Annotated in this window: 20 protein-coding genes; 11 read left to right on the top strand and 9 right to left on the bottom strand. The window is 56.0% G+C overall.

What is annotated here, in order from left to right:
• Positions 1-87 precede the first annotated feature (87 nt).
• From ABWV79_RS00725 to ABWV79_RS00700, 6 genes are all read left to right on the top strand, one after another.
• Positions 88-876 (top strand): ABC transporter ATP-binding protein, encoded by a 789-nt coding sequence (locus tag ABWV79_RS00725; RefSeq protein WP_353389715.1) that lies wholly within the window; start codon positions 88-90, stop codon positions 874-876.
• The gene (locus ABWV79_RS00720) at positions 873-1,703 is read left to right on the top strand and encodes an ABC transporter ATP-binding protein (RefSeq protein ID WP_353389713.1); all 831 of its coding nucleotides are present in this window, start codon (positions 873-875) and stop codon (positions 1,701-1,703) included. The genes ABWV79_RS00725 and ABWV79_RS00720 overlap by 4 nt, the downstream gene beginning before the upstream one ends.
• A gap of 1 nt (position 1,704) precedes the next feature.
• Positions 1,705-2,139 (top strand): hypothetical protein, encoded by a 435-nt coding sequence (locus tag ABWV79_RS00715; RefSeq protein WP_353389711.1) that lies wholly within the window; start codon positions 1,705-1,707, stop codon positions 2,137-2,139.
• Positions 2,139-3,149, top strand: coding sequence for a branched-chain amino acid ABC transporter permease (locus ABWV79_RS00710; RefSeq protein WP_353389709.1), 1,011 nt, complete (start codon positions 2,139-2,141; stop codon positions 3,147-3,149). The genes ABWV79_RS00715 and ABWV79_RS00710 overlap by 1 nt, the downstream gene beginning before the upstream one ends.
• A complete protein-coding gene (locus tag ABWV79_RS00705; RefSeq protein ID WP_353389707.1) occupies positions 3,146-4,459 on the top strand; it encodes a branched-chain amino acid ABC transporter permease in 1,314 nt (437 codons plus the stop codon). The genes ABWV79_RS00710 and ABWV79_RS00705 overlap by 4 nt, the downstream gene beginning before the upstream one ends.
• 181 nt (positions 4,460-4,640) lie before the next feature.
• Positions 4,641-4,895, top strand: coding sequence for a hypothetical protein (locus tag ABWV79_RS00700; protein WP_247742620.1), 255 nt, complete (start codon positions 4,641-4,643; stop codon positions 4,893-4,895).
• A gap of 35 nt (positions 4,896-4,930) precedes the next feature.
• Here ABWV79_RS00700 and ABWV79_RS00695 read toward each other — a convergent pair whose 3' ends face one another.
• Complete coding sequence (locus ABWV79_RS00695) at positions 4,931-6,472, bottom strand: helicase HerA-like domain-containing protein (RefSeq protein WP_353389705.1); 1,542 nt, start codon at positions 6,470-6,472, stop codon at positions 4,931-4,933.
• 393 nt (positions 6,473-6,865) lie between these two features.
• On the opposite strand from ABWV79_RS00695, the gene ABWV79_RS00690 reads away from it, so the two are divergent.
• Positions 6,866-7,507, top strand: coding sequence for an invasion associated locus B family protein (locus tag ABWV79_RS00690; RefSeq protein ID WP_353389703.1), 642 nt, complete (start codon positions 6,866-6,868; stop codon positions 7,505-7,507).
• A 57-nt stretch (positions 7,508-7,564) separates the two neighbouring features.
• Here the strand turns inward: ABWV79_RS00690 and ABWV79_RS00685 are convergent, their stop codons facing one another.
• Genes ABWV79_RS00685 through ABWV79_RS00670 form a run of 4 tightly spaced genes read right to left on the bottom strand, consistent with a single transcriptional unit; the run spans position 7,565 to position 11,799 of the window.
• The gene (locus tag ABWV79_RS00685; protein ID WP_170354152.1) at positions 7,565-8,773 is read right to left on the bottom strand and encodes a beta-ketoacyl-[acyl-carrier-protein] synthase family protein; all 1,209 of its coding nucleotides are present in this window, start codon (positions 8,771-8,773) and stop codon (positions 7,565-7,567) included.
• 9 nt (positions 8,774-8,782) lie between these two features.
• Positions 8,783-9,040 carry an acyl carrier protein gene (locus ABWV79_RS00680; protein ID WP_170354151.1) on the bottom strand — a complete coding sequence of 86 codons (258 nt, stop codon included), beginning with the start codon at positions 9,038-9,040 and terminating at the stop codon, positions 8,783-8,785.
• Between the two features lie 32 nt (positions 9,041-9,072).
• Complete coding sequence (lpxD, locus tag ABWV79_RS00675; protein WP_353389701.1) at positions 9,073-10,164, bottom strand: UDP-3-O-(3-hydroxymyristoyl)glucosamine N-acyltransferase; 1,092 nt, start codon at positions 10,162-10,164, stop codon at positions 9,073-9,075.
• Between the two features lie 33 nt (positions 10,165-10,197).
• Positions 10,198-11,799 carry a L,D-transpeptidase family protein gene (locus ABWV79_RS00670; protein WP_353389699.1) on the bottom strand — a complete coding sequence of 534 codons (1,602 nt, stop codon included), beginning with the start codon at positions 11,797-11,799 and terminating at the stop codon, positions 10,198-10,200.
• A 356-nt stretch (positions 11,800-12,155) separates the two neighbouring features.
• Here ABWV79_RS00670 and mepK point away from each other — a divergent pair, with 356 nt between their 5' ends.
• Complete coding sequence (mepK, locus tag ABWV79_RS00665; protein ID WP_170354148.1) at positions 12,156-12,725, top strand: peptidoglycan L,D-endopeptidase MepK; 570 nt, start codon at positions 12,156-12,158, stop codon at positions 12,723-12,725.
• A gap of 296 nt (positions 12,726-13,021) precedes the next feature.
• Here mepK and rpsI read toward each other — a convergent pair whose 3' ends face one another.
• From rpsI to ABWV79_RS00650, 3 genes are all read right to left on the bottom strand, one after another.
• Positions 13,022-13,507 carry a 30S ribosomal protein S9 gene (rpsI, locus tag ABWV79_RS00660; RefSeq protein WP_039535473.1) on the bottom strand — a complete coding sequence of 162 codons (486 nt, stop codon included), beginning with the start codon at positions 13,505-13,507 and terminating at the stop codon, positions 13,022-13,024.
• A 6-nt stretch (positions 13,508-13,513) separates the two neighbouring features.
• A complete protein-coding gene (rplM, locus tag ABWV79_RS00655) occupies positions 13,514-13,972 on the bottom strand; it encodes a 50S ribosomal protein L13 (RefSeq protein WP_039536983.1) in 459 nt (152 codons plus the stop codon).
• A gap of 162 nt (positions 13,973-14,134) precedes the next feature.
• Positions 14,135-15,538 (bottom strand): aminotransferase-like domain-containing protein, encoded by a 1,404-nt coding sequence (locus tag ABWV79_RS00650; protein ID WP_353389696.1) that lies wholly within the window; start codon positions 15,536-15,538, stop codon positions 14,135-14,137.
• A 99-nt stretch (positions 15,539-15,637) separates the two neighbouring features.
• On the opposite strand from ABWV79_RS00650, the gene ABWV79_RS00645 reads away from it, so the two are divergent.
• The gene (locus tag ABWV79_RS00645) at positions 15,638-15,865 is read left to right on the top strand and encodes a DUF1127 domain-containing protein (RefSeq protein WP_170354145.1); all 228 of its coding nucleotides are present in this window, start codon (positions 15,638-15,640) and stop codon (positions 15,863-15,865) included.
• A 57-nt stretch (positions 15,866-15,922) separates the two neighbouring features.
• On the opposite strand, the gene ABWV79_RS00640 is transcribed toward ABWV79_RS00645, so the two are convergent.
• Positions 15,923-16,366 (bottom strand): PaaI family thioesterase, encoded by a 444-nt coding sequence (locus ABWV79_RS00640; RefSeq protein WP_353389694.1) that lies wholly within the window; start codon positions 16,364-16,366, stop codon positions 15,923-15,925.
• Positions 16,367-16,424: 58 nt separating this feature from the next.
• Between ABWV79_RS00640 and ABWV79_RS00635 the strand changes: the two genes are divergently transcribed.
• Complete coding sequence (locus ABWV79_RS00635; RefSeq protein ID WP_353389692.1) at positions 16,425-17,210, top strand: enoyl-CoA hydratase; 786 nt, start codon at positions 16,425-16,427, stop codon at positions 17,208-17,210.
• A 257-nt stretch (positions 17,211-17,467) separates the two neighbouring features.
• Positions 17,468-18,808 (top strand): methylenetetrahydrofolate--tRNA-(uracil(54)-C(5))-methyltransferase (FADH(2)-oxidizing) TrmFO, encoded by a 1,341-nt coding sequence (trmFO, locus tag ABWV79_RS00630; RefSeq protein WP_353389690.1) that lies wholly within the window; start codon positions 17,468-17,470, stop codon positions 18,806-18,808.
• The last annotated feature ends 21 nt before the right edge of the window (positions 18,809-18,829 follow it).

Here is an 18,829-nt window from a genome sequence, read left to right as displayed (position 1 = left end):
GTGTCCGGGCTGTTTCAATGACAAAAGCCCGCACCATTCGTACAGGGATGTGGCAACAACGCCGGAAAACGGCGGCTAGGGGATAAGATGATCGTCGTCGAAGACGTGCACAAGCATTTCGGCGGGTTTCATGCGGTGGACGGGGCATCGCTGGAAATCCAAAAGGGCTCGATCACCGGTCTGATCGGACCGAACGGGGCCGGAAAAACCACTCTGTTCAACGTGATCGCGGGCGTTCTGCCGCCGACCAGCGGGAAGGTCCATATGGATGGTGAGGATATCACCGACCTGCCCCCGCATGAGCTGTTTCACAAAGGCCTGCTGCGCACCTTCCAGATTGCGCATGAATTCTCTTCGATGTCCTGCCGCGAGAATCTGATGATGGTTCCGGGGGCGCAATCGGGTGAATCGCTTTGGAACACGTGGTTCGGCCGAAAGCGTATCGCCGATGAAGAACGCGCTTTGAAGGCTAAGGCCGATGAGGTGCTGGAATTCCTGACCATCGAACATCTGGCCGATCACAAGGCCGGTCAGGTCTCGGGCGGGCAGAAGAAACTGCTGGAACTGGGCCGCACCATGATGGTCGACGCCAAGATCGTGTTTCTGGACGAAGTTGGCGCGGGCGTTAACCGCACCCTGCTGATGACCATCGCTGACACCATCCTGCGCCTGAACAAGGAACGCGGCTATACCTTCGTGGTCATCGAGCATGACATGGATTTCATCGGCAAGATCTGCGACCCGGTCATCTGTATGGCCGAGGGCAAGGTGCTGGCCGAAGGCACTCTGGATCAGATCAAGGCCAATGAGCAGGTGATCGAAGCTTATCTGGGCACCGGCCTCAAGAACAAAGACAAACTGGAGGCGGGCGCATGAGCGACAACCCCTACCAGGATGACAAGGGCAACAAGGACGCCTCGATCACCAATACGCATGGTGTCGGCACCATGATCCCCGCCCATCGCACAAGCGGTGAGACGCACAAGGTCGAAGGCGGCCCCTTCCTGATCGGCGACACCATGACCGGCGGCTATGGCAAGGGTCCAGACATCCTGCACGACTGCACCATCGCCGTGGAAAAGGGTGAGATTGCGGTAATCGTCGGCCCCAATGGCGCGGGCAAATCCACCGCGATGAAAGCCGTGTTCGGCATGCTGGACGTGCGCTCGGGCGCGGTGCGGCTGGACGGTGAGGACATCACCAACCTCAGCCCGCAAGACCGGGTGATGCGCGGGATGGGCTTTGTGCCGCAGACCTCGAACATCTTCACGTCGATGACGGTGGAAGAAAACCTTGAGATGGGCGCTTTCATCCGCCGCGACGATATTTCGGGAACGATGGAGCAGGTCTATGACCTCTTCCCCATCCTGCGCGACAAGCGCAACCAAGCAGCGGGAGAGCTGTCGGGCGGTCAACGCCAACAGGTCGCCGTGGGCCGCGCGCTGATGACCCAACCTAAGGTGCTGATGCTGGACGAACCGACCGCTGGTGTCTCGCCCATCGTTATGGATGAGCTGTTTGACCGGATCATCGAGGTCTCGCGCACCGGGCTGCCGATCCTGATGGTCGAACAGAACGCCCGTCAGGCGCTGGAGATCGCGGATAAGGGATATGTGCTGGTTCAGGGGCGGAACGCCTATACCGGCACGGGCAAGGAATTGCTGGCCGATCCCGAAGTGCGTAAGAGCTTCTTGGGGGGGTGAGGTGAGAACCGTATTGATTGTCGCATTTACCTCTTTTTGCAGTTCAGCATGGGCAGCCCCCTGCATACTGCAAGAAATCTGCACAAACCTGGAGAACTGTGAGGGCGATGAGTTCACGCTTGAACTATTGGGCACACCTCCCGAGCGTATAAAAAGTAGCTTCGGAGATTTTTCAGTCGATAGGATCGCCAGAGCAGGCGAGATCACCTCGAAAATTCGTTTGTCCGATGGTCAAGAGTGGACCGCCACTTCACAAAACGACTTGCTGACGGCGTTCCGGGTCGAAGGTGATAAACACGAGTATATGTATGTGACAAAGACTTCGACCACCGAACTATCAGTGACGTTTCTAACCCAACCGCTGCGCTATGCCGACTATACGAAAGCTAGCAACGGACGACGCGCATTCTCAGGCAAATGCGAGCAGGAGTTTTAATGGACTTCCTCAACGCCCTTGTGGCGCTCTCCAACTTCGTTCTTGTCCCCGCAATCGCCTATGGCAGCCAGTTGGCGTTGGGCGCTCTGGGGGTGACGCTGATCTATGGCATCCTGCGGTTCTCGAACTTTGCCCATGGCGACACGATGGCCTTTGGCGCGATGATTGCGGTTCTGGTCACGTGGGGCCTGCAGGCCGCTGGGGTCAGTTTCGGGCCGCTGCCAACTGCCCTGCTGGCCCTGCCCTTTGCCATTCTGGGCTGTATCGTTCTGGTGTTGATCACCGACCGGCTGGTTTACAGGTTCTACCGCGAACAAAAGGCCAAACCGGTCATTCTGGTGATCGTGTCGATGGGCGTGATGTTCATCATGAACGGCATTGTGCGATTCATCATCGGCCCGGATGATCAACGCTTTTCGGACGGCGCACGGTTCATCGTCTCGGCGCGTGACTTCAAAGCGATGACCGGCCTGCGTGAGGGGCTGGCGATCAAGACCTCTCAGGGCATTACTGTGGTCGTGGCCGTTGTCGCCGTGGTGCTGCTGTTCTGGTTCCTGAACAAAACCCGCACCGGCAAGTCGATGCGTGCCTATTCGGATAACGAGGATCTGGCCCTGCTGTCCGGCATCAACCCCGAGCGTGTGGTGATGATCACATGGATCATCGTTGCTGCGCTGGCGACCACTGCAGGTGTGCTCTATGGTCTCGACAAAAGCTTCAAGCCCTTCGTCTATTTCCAGCTTCTGCTGCCGATCTTTGCCTCGGCTATCGTGGGTGGCTTGGGCAATCCACTAGGCGCCATCGCGGGTGGCTTCATCATCGCGTTTTCCGAGGTGACCATAACCTATGCGTGGAAAAAGGTGCTGACCTATCTGGCGCCGGAAAGCTTGGAGCCTTCCGGATTGGTCCAGTTCCTGTCAACCGACTACAAATTCGCCGTCAGCTTTGCGATTCTGCTGATCGTGCTTCTGTTTAAGCCCACGGGCCTGTTCAAGGGGAAAGCGGTATGACCGAGCCCGTCAAAAACACGCTGCTTTTTGTGGCCGTTGCCAACCTGATCCTGCTGTCCGGTTTCACGCAAAGCTGGAACTCGGCCATATTGATCCTGAACATGGGGCTGATCTCGGCCATCATGGCGATCGGGGTAAACCTACAATGGGGATTTGCCGGTCTTTTCAACGTCGGCGTCATGGGGTTTGTGGCCTTGGGCGGGTTGGCGGTTGTTCTGGTCTCGACACCACCGACACCCGGAGCGTGGGTCGCAGGCGGGTATGGGGTCATACTGTCGCTGGTACTGGGTGCAGCGACCGTGGTGGCGACCGTCGTGACCGCTCGGAAATTACCAAAAGGTCGTGTTCAGACATTGACGATTGTGGCCATCCTCATTGTCGGGTTTTTCATCTACCGCGCGGTATTTGACCCCAATGTCGCGGCGATCGAGGCGATCGACCCGGCCGTAGCGGGTAACATCGGCGGCTTGAACCTGCCGGTTCTGATCGCGTGGCCTGCTGGCGGTCTTCTGGCAGCCGGGGCCGCCTGGTTGATCGGAAAAACTGCACTGGGGTTGCGATCCGATTATCTTGCCATCGCGACCTTGGGGATTGCCGAAATCGTCATTGCCGTCATGAAAAACGAGGATTGGCTGGCCCGCGGCGTCAAGAATGTCTACGGCATTCCGCGCCCGGCACCTGTGGTGGGATATGAGGTCGAATTGCAAGCAGATCCCGGTTTCATCGCTCGCGCCGAATGGCTGGGTCTTGATCCCGTTACGGCCTCGACGCTTTCGGTCAAGCTGGGCTATTCGCTGCTGTTCACCATAGTGCTGCTGGTGCTGCTATGGATGGCGCAGATGGCGCTGAAAAGCCCATGGGGCCGCATGATGCGCGCCATTCGCGACAATGAAGTCGCGGCCGAAGCGATGGGCAAGGACGTCACGCGCCGGCACCTGCAAATCTTTGTTCTTGGCTCTGCAATCTGCGGCATCGCTGGCGCAATGATGACCACCCTGGACGGGCAGCTGACACCGGGCACCTACAACCCGCTGCGTTTTACCTTCCTTGTGTGGGTCATGGTGATCGTCGGCGGTTCGGGCAACAATTTCGGAGCGGTTTTGGGTGCGTTCTTGATCTGGTTCCTGTGGGTTCAGGTGGAACCCATTGGTCTTTGGCTGATGAACCTGATCACGTCCGGAATGCCCGAAGGAAGTGCGCTGAAAGCCCACTTGATCGAAAGTGCCGCGCATATGCGCCTGTTCACTATGGGGCTGATATTGCTGATCGTTCTCAGGTTCAGCCCCCGTGGTCTCATTCCGGAAAAATGATCACTTCATCTTGAGAGGCACTACAATCACGCCCGATTTTGGGCGTGATTTCTTGATTTACCCGCCTCTCCCGTCTAGAGCACGTTATACACCATGCGGCCCCAGGAAAACTTCCGGTGTTTACCGGAATTTAGACAAACCGCTTGAGACTGCGACCAAACACTCACAATAAAGAGTTCACATGATTATGACACTAGCCAAACCAATCCTTTTTCTGACGCTGATCGCTGGGCTGACGGGGTGTGTTCCAAGCCCAGAAGATTTTGAAACCACCCCGGTGAAAATCCAGACGCCCGAAGGTGAAATCACCTGTCAACTTTATCGCCAGGATCGCGTGAACTGGGACCGGGCCATTGATTTCCCCGCGACCAAGCTGACGGTTCCTCAGGCCGATGCCTATTGCAAGCAGGAAGGCCAGCGCCGCCTGAAAGGGTGACCCTTCGGCCGGGAAAGCAGCCTGTTTTCCCGGCTTTACCTGCTTTTGAATAGACCCCCAAGAATTCCGCGGACAATACGCCGGCCAGTGGTTCCTTTCAGCTCTTTGATGACAGCTTCACTCATGGCGGTCGCGAACGTGTCCTTCTTGCGCGATACTCGGGAAGATGAGCGTCCGACACGACTGCCTGAATATCTGCGGGCTGTTGCGAACTCTCGTTCGGCTACGGACTTGGTTTCGATCTCTTCCTCGGCCTGTTGAGCCGCCTGAGCAGCGGCATCGGCCCGCGACTGCAAAATCTCAAACGCCGACTTTCGGTCTTTCAAGTCACGGTATTTCTGTTTCATGGGCGAAGCATCAATGACTGCTTGCCGCTCGGCTGAGGTGATGGGTCCAAGGTGAGTCCCTGGCGGGCGGATCAGCGTGCGCTCGACAATTCCGGGCACACCCTTTTTTTGCAGCATCGAGGTGACAGCTTCGCCGACGCCGACTTCACGAATTGCTGCCTCGGTGTCGAAGGCGGGGTTTTCGCGATATGTCTCTGCGGCCAGACGCAGATTTTTCTGATCCCGTGCAGTGAACGCACGCAGCGCATGTTGAACGCGGTTTCCAAGCTGCCCAAGAATATCCTCGGGGATGTCAGCAGGGTTCTGCGAGATGAAATACACTCCCACACCTTTGGATCTGATCAGGCGTGCGACTTGCTCGACCTTGTCGACAAGGATCTTTGGCGCGTCTTCAAACAGCAGATGCGCTTCGTCGAAAAAGAACACCAGTTTGGGCTTTTCGGGGTCGCCGACTTCGGGCAGTTCCTCGAACAACTCGCTGAGCAGCCAAAGAAGGAATGTCGCATAAAGGCGGGGCGACCCCATCAGCTTGTCCGACGCCAGAATGTTCACCATCCCCTGCCCCTGTGCGTCGGTGCGCATTAAATCCGCCAACTCGAGCGCTGGTTCTCCGAACAGGTTGGTCCCGCCCTGATTTTCAAGCACCAAGAGGCGCCGCTGAATAGCTCCGATCGATGCCGTCGAGACATTTCCGAACCGAAGTGACAGTTGCGACCGGTTCTCGCCGATCCAAACCAGCAACGATTGCAGGTCCTTCAAGTCCAAAAGGGGCATCCCTTCATCGTCTGCCACTCGGAAAGCTATATTCAGGATGCCTTCCTGTGCCTCACTTAGATCCATTAGGCGGGACAAAAGCAACGGGCCCATTTCGGTCACTGTTGTACGGACCGGGTGGCCCTGCTCGCCGAACAAATCCCAAAAGGTAACCGGGCAAGCGCCATAGACGTAATCCGTAAACCCAATACGCTCGGCGCGTTCCTGAAAAGCCCGGTGAAGTTTCTGAGTTTCGCTTCCTGCCTTGGCCAACCCGGACAAATCCCCTTTGACGTCGGATAGGAAAACGGGAACGCCGGCTTGCGAGAACCCCTCGGCCAAAATCTGCAGTGTCACTGTTTTGCCAGTTCCTGTTGCTCCTGCAATCAGGCCGTGCCGGTTGGCGTATTTCAATGCAAGGGCCTGCGGCTGCCCGTAGTCCTCACCACCACCGCCCAAGAAGATACTGTTTTCCATAGATTTTCAGCCTTGATTTGCACCGATCTGTCCTCACCATACAAATTTAACATTTGCCTGCGATAGTCTAATTGCTGCCTTCGCGTTTAAGCGCGTCGGCGGCAAACTTCCTCCCTGTCGACTGGCCGCGCCTTATGGCGCGGCTTTTTTGGACAAATCACGCTTTTGAGATTAAAATTTCAGGTTAGCAGTTGACCGTTGCGCTCCCCTTTCGTAACGTCTGCGCATAACTAAGTCGGCCAGTCCGACGGGGAGAAAATTCTATGAAAGGGAGCCGCTCCACCGGCTCCCTTTCTACATCTGGTGCTGGTTTCACGATATTGTATAAACCGGCAAAAATCCGACCAGATTATCGGCTTGGTCAACCTTAGCGACTGACACTGCCGATCAGGGATGGTAGACGAGAAAAAAAGGATCAATCACCTGACCGAGGCATTCATGATCAAGAACACTCTATCTTATAGCTTGCTTGCGACCGCGCTCTGGTGCGGTGCTACTTTTGCGCAGGAAGCCGCGCAAGACAGCGAAACGCCACAAACACAGGTCGGAACCGATCTGGACCTGGGCGAAGCCGGCCCGCGCGTGGGCGAGCAATATGTGAAGGAACAATCCGGCGACTGGGATATCACTTGCCTGAAGACAGAAAACGGAGATGATCCCTGCTTGATGCGTCAGGTTCTGAACGGTCAAGAAGGGCAGCCCATTGCGGATATCACGGTCACCAAACTGCCCGAAGGTTCCGCCGCGATTGCCGGCGCAACCGTTCTTGTCCCTCTGGAAGTTCTTCTGCAGGCGCAGATTGCGCTATCAATAGATGGTGCCCCTGGCCGCCGCTATAATTACCACCACTGCAACCCTGTGGGTTGTCTGGCGCAGCTAGGGTTCACGCAAGGCGATGTCGACGCGATGAAAGCCGGAACCAAAGCCGTGCTCTCACTGGTATCTGTGGTAGCGCCGACGCAGTTGTTGGAACTAGAAGTTTCTCTGGCCGGGTTCACTGCCGGGTTTGACGGACTGCAAGCGCAGCAGAATTGATACCCGATACAAAAAAGAGGCGGCTTTTCAGATCAGCCGCCTCGAATGTTTAGGGCCTTAGACCTGCTTCAATGCCAGCACAGCGTTCAGACCGCCGAATGCAAACGCATTGCTGAGTGCGACATCAACCTTAGACTCTCGCGCCTCGTTTGGGACTACGTCCAGTGCGCATTCAGGATCGGGTTCTTCGTAGCCGATAGTCGGAGCAATGACGCCGTCGCGCAGCGCCATTATACAGGCCAACAACTCAACCGCACCGGTTCCGCCGATCAAATGGCCATGCATGGACTTGGTGGATGAGATCATCAGATCATCCGCATGCGGGCCGAACACATCCGCAACCGCCGCGCATTCTGTTTTGTCATTGGCCGCTGTTCCGGTGCCGTGGGCGTTGATATATCCCACCTGATCCGCATTGATACCCGCATCGGACAAAGCACCCGAAATCGCACGTGCAGCTCCTTGTTTACTGGGCATGACGATATCGGCCGCATCCGAGGTCATGGCAAAACCGACCACTTCGCACAGGATGTCAGCGCCGCGCGCCCGTGCGTGTTCGTATTCTTCAAAGACAAAGACGCCTGCGCCTTCGCCCTGGACCATTCCGTTGCGATTGGCACTAAAAGGACGGCAGGCATCTTTGGACATCACCCGCAGCCCTTCCCATGCTTTGACCCCGCCAAAGCACAGCATGGATTCCGCGCCGCCGGTCAACATCGCCGGGGCCGCTCCGCTGCGGACCATCTGAAACGCCAATGCCATGGCATGGTTGGACGATGCACAGGCTGTCGATACGGTAAAGCTGGGCCCCTTAAGGTTATACTCCATCGAAACATGGCTGGCTGCCGCGTTGTTCATCAACTTGGGCACGACGAATGGATGAACCCGGTTCTTACCATCCTCATAGACCGAGCGGTAATTGTCATCCCAAGTCGATACACCGCCCCCAGCGGTTCCCAGAACAACGCCTGAACGCGCGGCCAAGTCGCCGTGGAACTCGATGCCAGACTGTTCTATCGCCTCTTTCGCAGCGGTCAGAGTGAATTGCGTGAACCGGTCATACAGGCTCATTTGTTGACGGTTAAAACGGCCCTCGGCCTCGAACCCGCGGACTTGACCGCCAATTTTGATGGCCAGCCGTTCGACGTCACGAAACTCGAGATCCGAAATTCCGCAACGCCCTTCGCGCATCGCCTCAAGCGTCGCGGGAACGGAATGGCCCAACGAGTTGATCGTTCCGGCCCCGGTAATAACAACGCGTTTCATGATCCTGTGTCAGACCTTTTCCGACACGAGTTTTTCAATGCCCGCAATGATTGCCGCCACGTTCGAGATGTCAAAATCGCTGGCCGACGGTTCGTTCGCATTGAACGGGACCGAGATGTCAAACTCTTCCTCGATGGCGAAAATGCTTTCGACCAGTCCAAGGCTGTCGATTCCCAGATCCTCGAGCGTACTATCGGGCGTCACATCCGAAGGTTCCAGCACGGCCTGCTCGGCGATGATGGCGATGACGCGGTCGGTGATGCTCATGTCGATCCTCTGATTATCACATTGAGGATGATTTAATCGCTCGGCGACTGTTTGAAAACAGCCTTTTTCAGCGCCTCGACGTCACGCGCCATGCGCGGCAAACGCCGTTGAGCTTTGTATACGTCCGTATGAGTTTCCATCTTGATACCTGGATACCCCATGATCACACGGCCTGCTGGTACGTTGGACAAGATTTTTGTACCGCCGCCTGAGATCACCCCGTCACCGATAAATATGTTGTCGACAACGCCGGTCTGACCGCCCAGAACAACATTATTTCCAATATCAACCGATCCAGATACGCCGGTCTGACCGCACAGAAGGCAATCGCGACCAACCCGCGTATTGTGGCCGACATGCACAAGGTTATCCAGTTTTGAGCCATCGCCGATCCGGGTGTTCCGGATTGTGCCATTGTCCACGGTGCAATTCGCTCCGACCTCGACATCATCCCCAATCTCGACGGCACCAAGCGAGTGGATGCGCAGCCAGCTTTGCGCGCGCGCATCGCCCTTGTCGCCCATAGTCTTGCGTACGTTTTCGACGTCCGAGACCTCGGGGGTCACAAAGCTGAACCCGTCCCCGCCAATCCGCGCGCCTGGTTGCGCGATAAAACGGTCCCCAATGACAGCACGGGCCCCTATGCTGACCATCTCGCGCAGCAAGGCGTTTTTGCCAAGAACAGCGTCCATACCAATGACGCAATGGCTGCCAATCACCGAGCCTTCGCCGATCTTCACACGCGCTCCGATCACTGCAAGAGGGCCAACCGATACATCTTCACCCAGCTCTGCCGACGGGTCGACAACGGCTGAGGGGTGAATGCCCGGTTCAATCCCCTGCCCGCGATCCAACATTGCAGTAATACCAGCCATGGCCATACGAGGGCGTGGAACAAAGATCGCGGCGGACAATCCCAAAGCCTGCCAATCGGCTCCTTCCCACAACACCGCCGAACGGGCCGCTCCGACACCAAGTGCCTCGGCATATTTGGGCGACATTGCCATTGCCAGATCATTCGAGCCCGCATCTGCGGGTTCCGCGGCGCGTTGGATCGTCAGCGATGTGTCGCCCTCGCAGGTCGCGCCCAAAGCGTCGGAAATCTGCTGGATGGTATAGTTCATGTCGGGTTCCCCGGATTAAGGATAACCCGGTGATTACCCCTGAACGTCCGGCAGGGCTACCCCTGCTTTCTGCAGAGCCTCCCAGATTTTCTGATCGCGGCCGTAAACGTCACGGCGATACTGCACATCCCCTTTCGGGCCGATATAGGCTGTCCGGTAAATCAAGTGAACCGGCACGTGCTGTTTGAGCGGAACGGTTGTTTCCTTACCGGTGGACAAAACACGTTGAAAGAATGCTTTGGGATCTTCTTCCTGTTTAGCCAGCAACGCATAGGCAAACTCGAACGGTTGGGCCAGCCGGATGCACCCATGTGAGAACGCGCGCGTTTCCCGGGCAAACAGGCTTTTCTGCGGCGTATCATGAAGGTAGATGTTGTACTGGTTGGGGAACATGAACTTCACCAAGCCCAACGCATTGCTTTTGCTGGGGGGTTGACGCATCGCGAATGGGAAGTTCCGTGCCGTGTATTGCGAAAAATCAACTGCTCCACGATCGACCTGACGACCGCTGCGATCTGTAATGTGGATATGATTAACTGCATTCGGGTTGGATTGCAGTTGCGGTAAATATTCCTTGGTGATGATCGAGCGCGGCACATACCAGCTGGGGTTGATCACCATATGCTCCATCTTATCCGAGAATTCCGGGCTCCGACGATCGTGAACATTTTTGCCAATAACTGCGCGGGTTTCGAAGGTTGCCAGCCCATCATCCACAATTTTGGCGGAAAAATCCGCCTGATTTACCAGGATGTGACGCTGTCCCCGCTCGCGGGGCAACCAGCGTTCGCGTTCGAGTGCGACATATACGGATTTCAGACGGTCTGACGCGCTTCGGTTCAACTCGGTGATCGTGCCCTGCCCGGCCACCCCATCCGATGCGAGACCATGCGCGGTTTGGAAAGCCTTCACTGCTGCAAGTAGTTCTTTGTCAAACTTGGGGCTTGCCGACGGTTTCATATACCCCATCGTGATCAGCCGATTGCGCAGCTTGATGACGTTTGGCCCGATGTCACCGAATTCCAACTTGTCGATGGGCACCCCGGCGCCCCATCCGCCCTGATCAACCAATGTCTGCAGGGCTAGCTTTTGCTTCATCAATGCGCGGTATTGCGCAGTCTGGGGCGGCAAACCGTCTAAATAGGACGCACCGCCAGCAATGACGCCGCGCAAATGATCCTTGGTTGATCTTCTCTGGACTTTACGCACCAGACCGTCGTCAATTTCGGAAGGGCGCAACGCACCCGAATACATATCATTTGCATAGCGAACAAAAGCACGGGTCAACGAGATCTCGATTGCGCCTATTTCGCGCAGAGAACGAGCATTTTCCATTTTGGCCATAAGGCCCTGCGCGCCATATTTGTCTTCCGGCAACCCGTGTAAATGTACCGAAGTCAATGCCCGCATTAAATGCGCGCGGCGCGTTTGGTGTTCTTTCGACGTCCCTGTCCAGATTGGCGCGAACCCGGTTTCTCGATAGAAGTCCGCAATACCAGATCCCGCAGGTGCAAACTCGGCAACAGCCATTTGAAAGCTGGTCGCAGGCGCACGTTCCGCATGCGCAAAGCTGACAGATGCGGTCACACAAGCCGCGACTACAAAACCGGTATAAGCACGAAAAAACGTTCGCATGGGATGACCTTGACTAAACAATGACTTATGCGTCGCACTAGACGCGTTCAGACAATATGGTTTTCCTCATAACCTTATGTCCATTCACAAATACCTCAATTTGACGCTTCTTTATCCGCGTGATGCGCGTTTGCATCGGACACCTAAAAACCGAAGTAACCTGCCCTAAGTTTAAACAGAAAAGCGTCATCTGCGCAAAAAACTGCCGAAAATTCCCCCTTGAAAAGATGAATATGAAAGACTTCTTGGCGCTCTTCCGCGACTGTGCCATAAATTCGCCACCTGGGATGGGAAAAAATTAAGAACGCGCGCGTAACATCGTGTGCAGGCAGGAACAGTACGGGACGAAACATAAAATGACGACGAGCAGTTCCTCGGGCATGACCCGGCGGGCCCTATTGGGCGCATTTGCGGCGACAGCAGTAGTTGCAGCACCGACATATTCAAACGCAGCAGGTTTCCTCCGCGGTGGCGGCGATATTCGTCGTATCCGTATGTATTCCGGTCGCACAGGCGAGCGGATCGATATGATATATTGGGTTGATGGCAAGTACATCAAGGACGCTGTCAAAGAAGTGAACCACTTTATGCGTGACTGGCGGACGGACCAAGTCAAAGACATGGACCTGCGCACTATCGACATCATGGCCGCTTCGCATAATCTGCTGGACGCAAACGAACCTTATATGCTGCTGTCGGGATACCGGTCGCCACAGACAAATGCTATGCTGCGGTCTCGCTCGCGTCGCGTGGCAAAGAACTCCCTTCACATGAAAGGTCAGGCTGCAGATTTGCGTCTTGCTTCTCGGTCGGTTTCGCAGATGGCGAAGGCTGCGATTTCATGCCGTGCGGGCGGTGTCGGTAAATACTACCGTTCGAACTTTGTTCATATGGATTGCGGCGAGGTCAGGTCCTGGGGCGGTTGATACTTGCTAAAGACCATGTCTTCTCTAGCTGGCAGGCGCGATTCTTTCGCGCCTTTGTCTTTGCCGGGTCATCCAACCGAGATACCGACCAAGTGTTTGGCCTGAATTGTTCTGGTTGACGTAAAATCGGCCCCGCGGCCTCTTTTTTTCGACGCTACAAACAAGTTACTTGCCGATGATTCAGCGCGGGGGTGCTGTCATCTGCACATCGAAAACCGGCCACACCTCGCAAAAGGTTTCGACAAAAAAACGGCCGCAATTTCTTGCGACCGTTCGGAATTCGGAGTTCGAAACGATTAACGTTTCGAGAACTGGAACGAACGACGAGCTTTGCGCTTACCGTATTTCTTACGTTCCACGACGCGGCTGTCGCGGGTCAGGAAGCCAGCGGCTTTCAGAGCGCCACGCAGGCTGGGATCGTACAGCTGCAGTGCCTTCGAGATGCCGTGCTTGACCGCACCGGCCTGACCGGTCAGGCCACCGCCTTTGACGGTTGCAACAACGTCGAACTCACCTTCTACACCGGCAACCTGGAACGGCTGGCGCAGGATCAGCTGCAGAACGGGACGCGCGAAGTACTTGTCCTGGTCTTTGCCGTTCACGGTGACCTTACCGGAACCCGGCTTGATCCAAACGCGGGCAACAGCGTCTTTACGCTTGCCGGTGGCGTAGGAGCGGCCCAGCTCGTCACGCACGGGTTCACGCACGATGACTTCTTCGGCTACGGTTTCAACGCCTGCGACGGCGCTCAGCTCTTCGAGAGTATTGATCTGATCAGCCATCGGTCATTAGCTCCGGGTGTTTTTCTTGTTCATGGACTTCACGTCCAGAACTTCGGGCGCTTGCGCCTCATGGGGATGCTCGGCACCGGCGTAAACGCGCAGGTTGGTCATCTGCTGGCGTGCCAGACGGTTGCCCGGCAGCATACGCTTGACCGCCTGGGTCACGACGCGCTCGGGGTGTGCACCTTCCAGGATTTGCTGTTTGGTGCGCGACTTGATGCCGCCCGGGTGGCCAGTGTGCCAGTAGAAGTTCTCTTCGCGCTTCTTGCCGGTCATCTGGATTTTGTCAGCGTTGATCACGATGACATTGTCGCCCATGTCCATGTTCGGGGTGAACGACGCTTTGTGCTTGCCACGCAGGCGCATGGCGACGATCGAGGCAAGACGGCCCAGAACAACGCCCTCAGCGTCGATCAGGATCCATTTCTTGTCGATGTCTGCAGGTGTTGCAGAAAAGGTTTTCATGGCAGGATAGTCCTGTTTGATGTGAAAGACCGCCCCAAGTCAGAGCGGTCCGAATTCGATGGAGCGTATGTAGAGGGGAGTGTGGCGCAGGTCAACAACAGCAATGTCTTTTAAATCAAGCAATAACAGAGACTTATAAAATAGGTATTATTTTACCCCAATCTAAACGCTGATTTGCTCGGGCGGATTGTCTAGTAGGTTGCGCAGGCGTTGCATTGCGTCCTCGAACCTTTCCAATGAGACATGGCCGTTCATTGCAATACGCACTGCGTTCGGCGCACGACCATCCCGTAAAGCAAATTCATCAGCCGAACGCAGTTGGATGCCTTCCCGCTCCGCCGCACGACTGAACGCTGCGGCGCGCCAACCGGAGGGCAGGTTTAGCCAGACAAAAGGCACGTCCGGTGCCCAATTCAGGTCAAACCCTCCCAAAGCATTCACAGTCACGCGAACATATTCACCCATTTTCAGTCGAACATCGCGTGCAATGCGCCGCGTGCGGGGGTCGGACAACATTAACCGAGTTAACTCGGCAAGCGGCTGCGCAAGACCGAAATAACCGTATTCAGCCGACCGACGCAGATCTACACTTCGTTCGCGCGGCGCAATAGCGAAACCAACACGCAGCGCGGGCGTCAGCGTCTTGGAGATGGAGGACACGTGCCACCCCCGCTCTGGTGCAAGAGCGCGATAGCTGGGTTCACGCGCTTCGCCCATTCGGTAGCAATCATCCTCGATGATTTGTAGATCAAAGCGTCGCGCGATTTCGACAACCTCTTTCCTTCGCTCAAGTGGCGTATGCGCGCCGGTGGGATTTTGCACTTCAGGAGACACGCAAACAGCCTGGGCAGGGTTCTGGCGCAGAACGTGCTCCATTGCGCTGGGGTCGATTCCCCACTTGTCCATCTTTACGCCGACCACTTCAGAGCGCATGAGTTCCCCGGCTCTGCGGAATCCCGCGTAAGACAAGTCTTCCACCAAAACGATGGGCTTGGGTCCTCGCAGGATGGTTTGGAAGACAAGGCAAAGGCCGTTCTGCCCCCCGTGCGTAAGTACAATGTCATCATGGGACAATGCGCCCAAGGGCAGATCTGACAACCACTCGACCACCGCCTGACGCATGGGTTTGTAAGCATCTCGGGTGGGATAGTTCAGAAACAATTCCGGATCCGCATGCGAAACTTTTTGCAAGCACTCGCGGATCAGGGCCACTTGCCCCACATCGGCTAAGCGTGGGCTGAACAGGCTGACATTTGCGCTATACTTGTCCTCGCGCAAATGCAGTTGCCGTGCCCAAACGTCGTCCAGTATCGGCGATTTTGGAGGGGCAACAAATGTACCACGCCCCACCTCGGCATGCAGCAACCCCTCATCGGTCAGAATAGTATAGGCGCGCGCCACAGTGCCCGGTGTGATTTGTAACCGATACGCCAGCTCCCGGACCGGAGGCAACTTGGCTCCGACTTCCAGTAAATTGTTATCAATAGCTTTTCGAATTGTATCGGCCACCAGAGTATACTTGGGGCCCTTGGATTTCGGCAGTGATTCCGGCCAAATTGTATCCATTACAATTCTTCCTTTGATTTTAACACAATGTGGAATGTATCAATCACACATACCGAACATATTACGTTTGTGTCAATACAATTTGAAAGGATACCCAAGATGACACGCGCAATGCACACCCCCGCCCTTTTGTTGCTGAACGACAGCCCTCGGCTGCCGCTGATCGCATCGCTGGCCGTGCAGTTTGCGGCGACTGTCACCAAGTGGGAGCGACAGCGCCGCAGCAGGGTAAATTTGTCAAAGCTGGATGATCGGTTGCTGCGTGATGTCGGGTTGACCCGCCATCAGGCCGACCGCGAAATCAATCGCCCGTTCTGGCACGGGTAACAAATCCCCAGTCCCATTTGGGACCTCTTCCTTGGCCGGGCTTGACCCGGCCATTTTTTATCCGAATGCTGCTGCAGCCGAGCCTTCTGGGGGCAGAGAATAAGTCATTGTCGCTCGGGCCACAGGTTTATCTGAGCCTTCCGAAAACATCAGCACATCACCAACGGCCAAAGTTTTTCCAAGTTTCAGCAAGGTGCAATGTGCGATCATGTCCCGCTCTCCATCTGGTTTGCGCATAAAATCCATCGAGCAACCTGTCGTAACAGCCAGAGACTGTCGGCCTTTGCGTGCAAGAATAATCGCGTAAACGCAGACATCCGCCAGACCGAACATCGACGGACCCGACACAGTTCCCCCCGGCCGCAAATGACGGTCTTCAACGACCAGCCGCATGGTGATTTTGTCTTCGGTCAGATCTTCGACTACGAAATCGCGATGAACTTGCGGAAAGATCTGATGCATGTAGTCGCTTAACTCTTCCCGGTTCAGAACCAATGACATACTTCCCCTCCTCGATTTGCCGACCTAGAGTTGGCCCCACATCAGATCGGAGGGCAAGATGGGAATTCTGGAACGTCGCGACACGGGTGCGGTTGCAAGGTTGAAAATGAACGCACCAGAGCGGCTTAATGCCCTGAGCGACGAAATGCTGGCCGCCTTGCAGGTTGAGTTCGACACGTTGCGCGAAGACCAGACGATCCGCGCTGTGATCCTGTCGGGCGAAGGCAAAGCGTTTTGCGCAGGGCATGACCTAAAACAAATGACTGCTGGTCGTCAGAGCGAAGACGGAGGCAAAGCGTATTTCCAGGATCTTTTTGCCAGATGCGCGCGGATGATGTTGTCGATCCAGTCCCTACCCCAACCCGTCATTGCGCAGGTTCATGGCATTGCGACAGCAGCCGGGTGCCAATTAGTGGCCACCTGCGATCTTGCCGTCGCCGCTGAAGGTACAAGGTTTGGCGTAAATGGGGTAAATATCGGGTTGTTCTGCTCGACGCCGATGGTGGCGCTCAGTCGCAATATTCCGCGAAAGCAGGCGTTTGAAATGCTGACCACAGGCGATTTCATATCCGCTGAGCGCGCAACAGAGCTTGGGCTGGTCAACCGCGTCGTCCCTGAAATGCTGCTTGAACACGAAAGTCAGGCACTGGCGGAAAAGTTGGCAGACAAGCTTGGGTCGGCGGTCAAGATCGGCAAACAAGCTTTTTACCAACAACTCGATATGCCAATCGAAAAAGCCTATGACTATGCCGGTGAGGTAATGGCGCAGAATATGCTGCATCGGGATACCGAGGAAGGAATATCAGCATTTATCGAAAAAAGACCGCCAAATTGGCAGCAATAACGCAAATGTTCTTAAGTATTTTATGCACTGTTCGCATTTTTGGACTTTTCAAAAGGGCAACACTGTGGCAATGCTGAGACAAGGCTAAGGCCGATTTACTTATTTTGGGTCGCCGTAGGCGGAAGGTCCCTCCGAGCTGGTCTCTCTCACCAGCGTTGACATTCCCGCAGCGGCGACCCCAAAATTTCCCAGAAAATGTAAAAACTCCGCGCCTTGAGGGTTTGCGTTGCTGTGTGCTGTGCCCTATGTGGCAGCGCATGACACAGAAATTGCATATCGTGGGCGGCGGCATGGCCGGGTCCGAGGCGGCCTGGCAGGCTGCGGAAATGGGCGTTGACGTGGTGATCCATGAAATGCGACCCAAAGTGGGCACCTTTGCGCATCAGACTGGAAATCTGGCCGAAATGGTGTGTTCGAACTCGTTCCGGTCCGACGATGATGAGCAGAACGCTGTGGGTCTGTTGCATTGGGAAATGCGGGCAGCCAACGGATTGATCATGATAACCGCGGACACTCATCGCTTGCCTGCGGGCGGAGCGTTGGCCGTGGACCGCGACCCTTTTGCCGAGTCTGTCACAGACAAGCTGCACGCCCATCCACGCGTAGAAGTGACCGGAGAAGAAGTTACTGCCCTGCCCGATGACGGCCACTGGATCATTGCAACCGGTCCACTGACCTCGGCCGCGCTTGGCGAGTCGATCCGTTCTGAGACAGGGGCCGAGTCACTGGCGTTTTTCGATGCAATTGCGCCTATCGTCTACGCAGACAGTATCGACATGAGCAAAGCCTGGATGCAGTCGCGGTATGACAAGGGCGAGACCGAGGAAGAGCGGACCGCATATCTCAACTGCCCCATGGACCGAGACCAGTATGAGGCATTCATCGACGCTCTGCTAGCTGCCGATAAGACCGAATTCCACGAGGGCGAAACGGCGGGCTATTTCGATGGATGTCTGCCGATCGAAGTCATGTCTGAGCGTGGCCGGGAAACGCTGCGCCATGGCCCGATGAAGCCGGTCGGTCTGACCAACCCGCATCAGCCCGAGGTCAAGCCGCATGCGGTTGTACAATTGCGTCGGGACAATGCGCTGGGGACGTTGTTTAACATCGTCGGCTTCCAGACCAAGATGAAATACGGCGCGCAAACGGACGTCTTTCGGATGATCCCCGGGCTTGAGAATGCCAGTTTTGCCCGCCTGGGCGGCATTCATCGCAATACGTTCATCAACTCTCCAACCCTTTTGGATGAGCAGATGCGTTTGAAATCACGTCCCAATATCCGGTTTGCAGGGCAGATCACCGGTGTCGAAGGTTATGTCGAAAGTGCAGCCATGGGGTTGTTGGCGGGACGGCTCGCTGCAGCCGAGATGCTGGGTCGCACCCTTCCGGACGTTCCACAGGACAGCGCCATGGGGGCCTTGATCCACCACATCACCGGTGGGGCCGAGGCCAAGACGTTTCAGCCTATGAACGTGAACTTTGGCCTGTTCCGTCCTGTCGACGGTCTTAAGGGCGGACGTCGGGGGCGCAAAGATCGCTACAAGGCTTATACAGATCGCGCCAAGGCGGCTTGGACTGACTGGCTCACCCAATGCTGACTGGACGTGTGACGCTGAACA

The organism is Ruegeria sp. HU-ET01832, assembly GCF_040371315.1.
GTDB lineage: Bacteria > Pseudomonadota > Alphaproteobacteria > Rhodobacterales > Rhodobacteraceae > Ruegeria > Ruegeria lacuscaerulensis_A.
This window is presented reverse-complemented; position numbering and strand designations above follow the sequence as displayed.

Bases quoted from the DNA above. Each gene is read 5' to 3' on its own strand.
- ABWV79_RS00680 (WP_170354151.1), bottom strand. From the start codon at position 9,040: ATGAGCATCACCGACCGCGTCATCGCCATCATCGCCGAGCAGGCCGTG.
- ABWV79_RS00705 (WP_353389707.1), top strand. From the start codon at position 3,146: ATGACCGAGCCCGTCAAAAACACGCTGCTTTTTGTGGCCGTTGCCAAC.
- rplM (WP_039536983.1), bottom strand. From the start codon at position 13,972: ATGAAAACCTTTTCTGCAACACCTGCAGACATCGACAAGAAATGGATC.
- ABWV79_RS00650 (WP_353389696.1), bottom strand. From the start codon at position 15,538: ATGGATACAATTTGGCCGGAATCACTGCCGAAATCCAAGGGCCCCAAG.
- ABWV79_RS00695 (WP_353389705.1), bottom strand. From the start codon at position 6,472: ATGGAAAACAGTATCTTCTTGGGCGGTGGTGGTGAGGACTACGGGCAG.
- trmFO (WP_353389690.1), top strand. From the start codon at position 17,468: ATGACACAGAAATTGCATATCGTGGGCGGCGGCATGGCCGGGTCCGAG.
- rpsI (WP_039535473.1), bottom strand. From the start codon at position 13,507: ATGGCTGATCAGATCAATACTCTCGAAGAGCTGAGCGCCGTCGCAGGC.
- ABWV79_RS00670 (WP_353389699.1), bottom strand. From the start codon at position 11,799: ATGCGAACGTTTTTTCGTGCTTATACCGGTTTTGTAGTCGCGGCTTGT.
- lpxD (WP_353389701.1), bottom strand. From the start codon at position 10,164: ATGAACTATACCATCCAGCAGATTTCCGACGCTTTGGGCGCGACCTGC.
- ABWV79_RS00640 (WP_353389694.1), bottom strand. From the start codon at position 16,366: ATGTCATTGGTTCTGAACCGGGAAGAGTTAAGCGACTACATGCATCAG.
- ABWV79_RS00720 (WP_353389713.1), top strand. From the start codon at position 873: ATGAGCGACAACCCCTACCAGGATGACAAGGGCAACAAGGACGCCTCG.
- ABWV79_RS00690 (WP_353389703.1), top strand. From the start codon at position 6,866: ATGGTAGACGAGAAAAAAAGGATCAATCACCTGACCGAGGCATTCATG.
- mepK (WP_170354148.1), top strand. From the start codon at position 12,156: ATGACGACGAGCAGTTCCTCGGGCATGACCCGGCGGGCCCTATTGGGC.
- ABWV79_RS00645 (WP_170354145.1), top strand. From the start codon at position 15,638: ATGACACGCGCAATGCACACCCCCGCCCTTTTGTTGCTGAACGACAGC.
- ABWV79_RS00635 (WP_353389692.1), top strand. From the start codon at position 16,425: ATGGGAATTCTGGAACGTCGCGACACGGGTGCGGTTGCAAGGTTGAAA.
- ABWV79_RS00725 (WP_353389715.1), top strand. From the start codon at position 88: ATGATCGTCGTCGAAGACGTGCACAAGCATTTCGGCGGGTTTCATGCG.
- ABWV79_RS00710 (WP_353389709.1), top strand. From the start codon at position 2,139: ATGGACTTCCTCAACGCCCTTGTGGCGCTCTCCAACTTCGTTCTTGTC.
- ABWV79_RS00685 (WP_170354152.1), bottom strand. From the start codon at position 8,773: ATGAAACGCGTTGTTATTACCGGGGCCGGAACGATCAACTCGTTGGGC.
- ABWV79_RS00700 (WP_247742620.1), top strand. From the start codon at position 4,641: ATGATTATGACACTAGCCAAACCAATCCTTTTTCTGACGCTGATCGCT.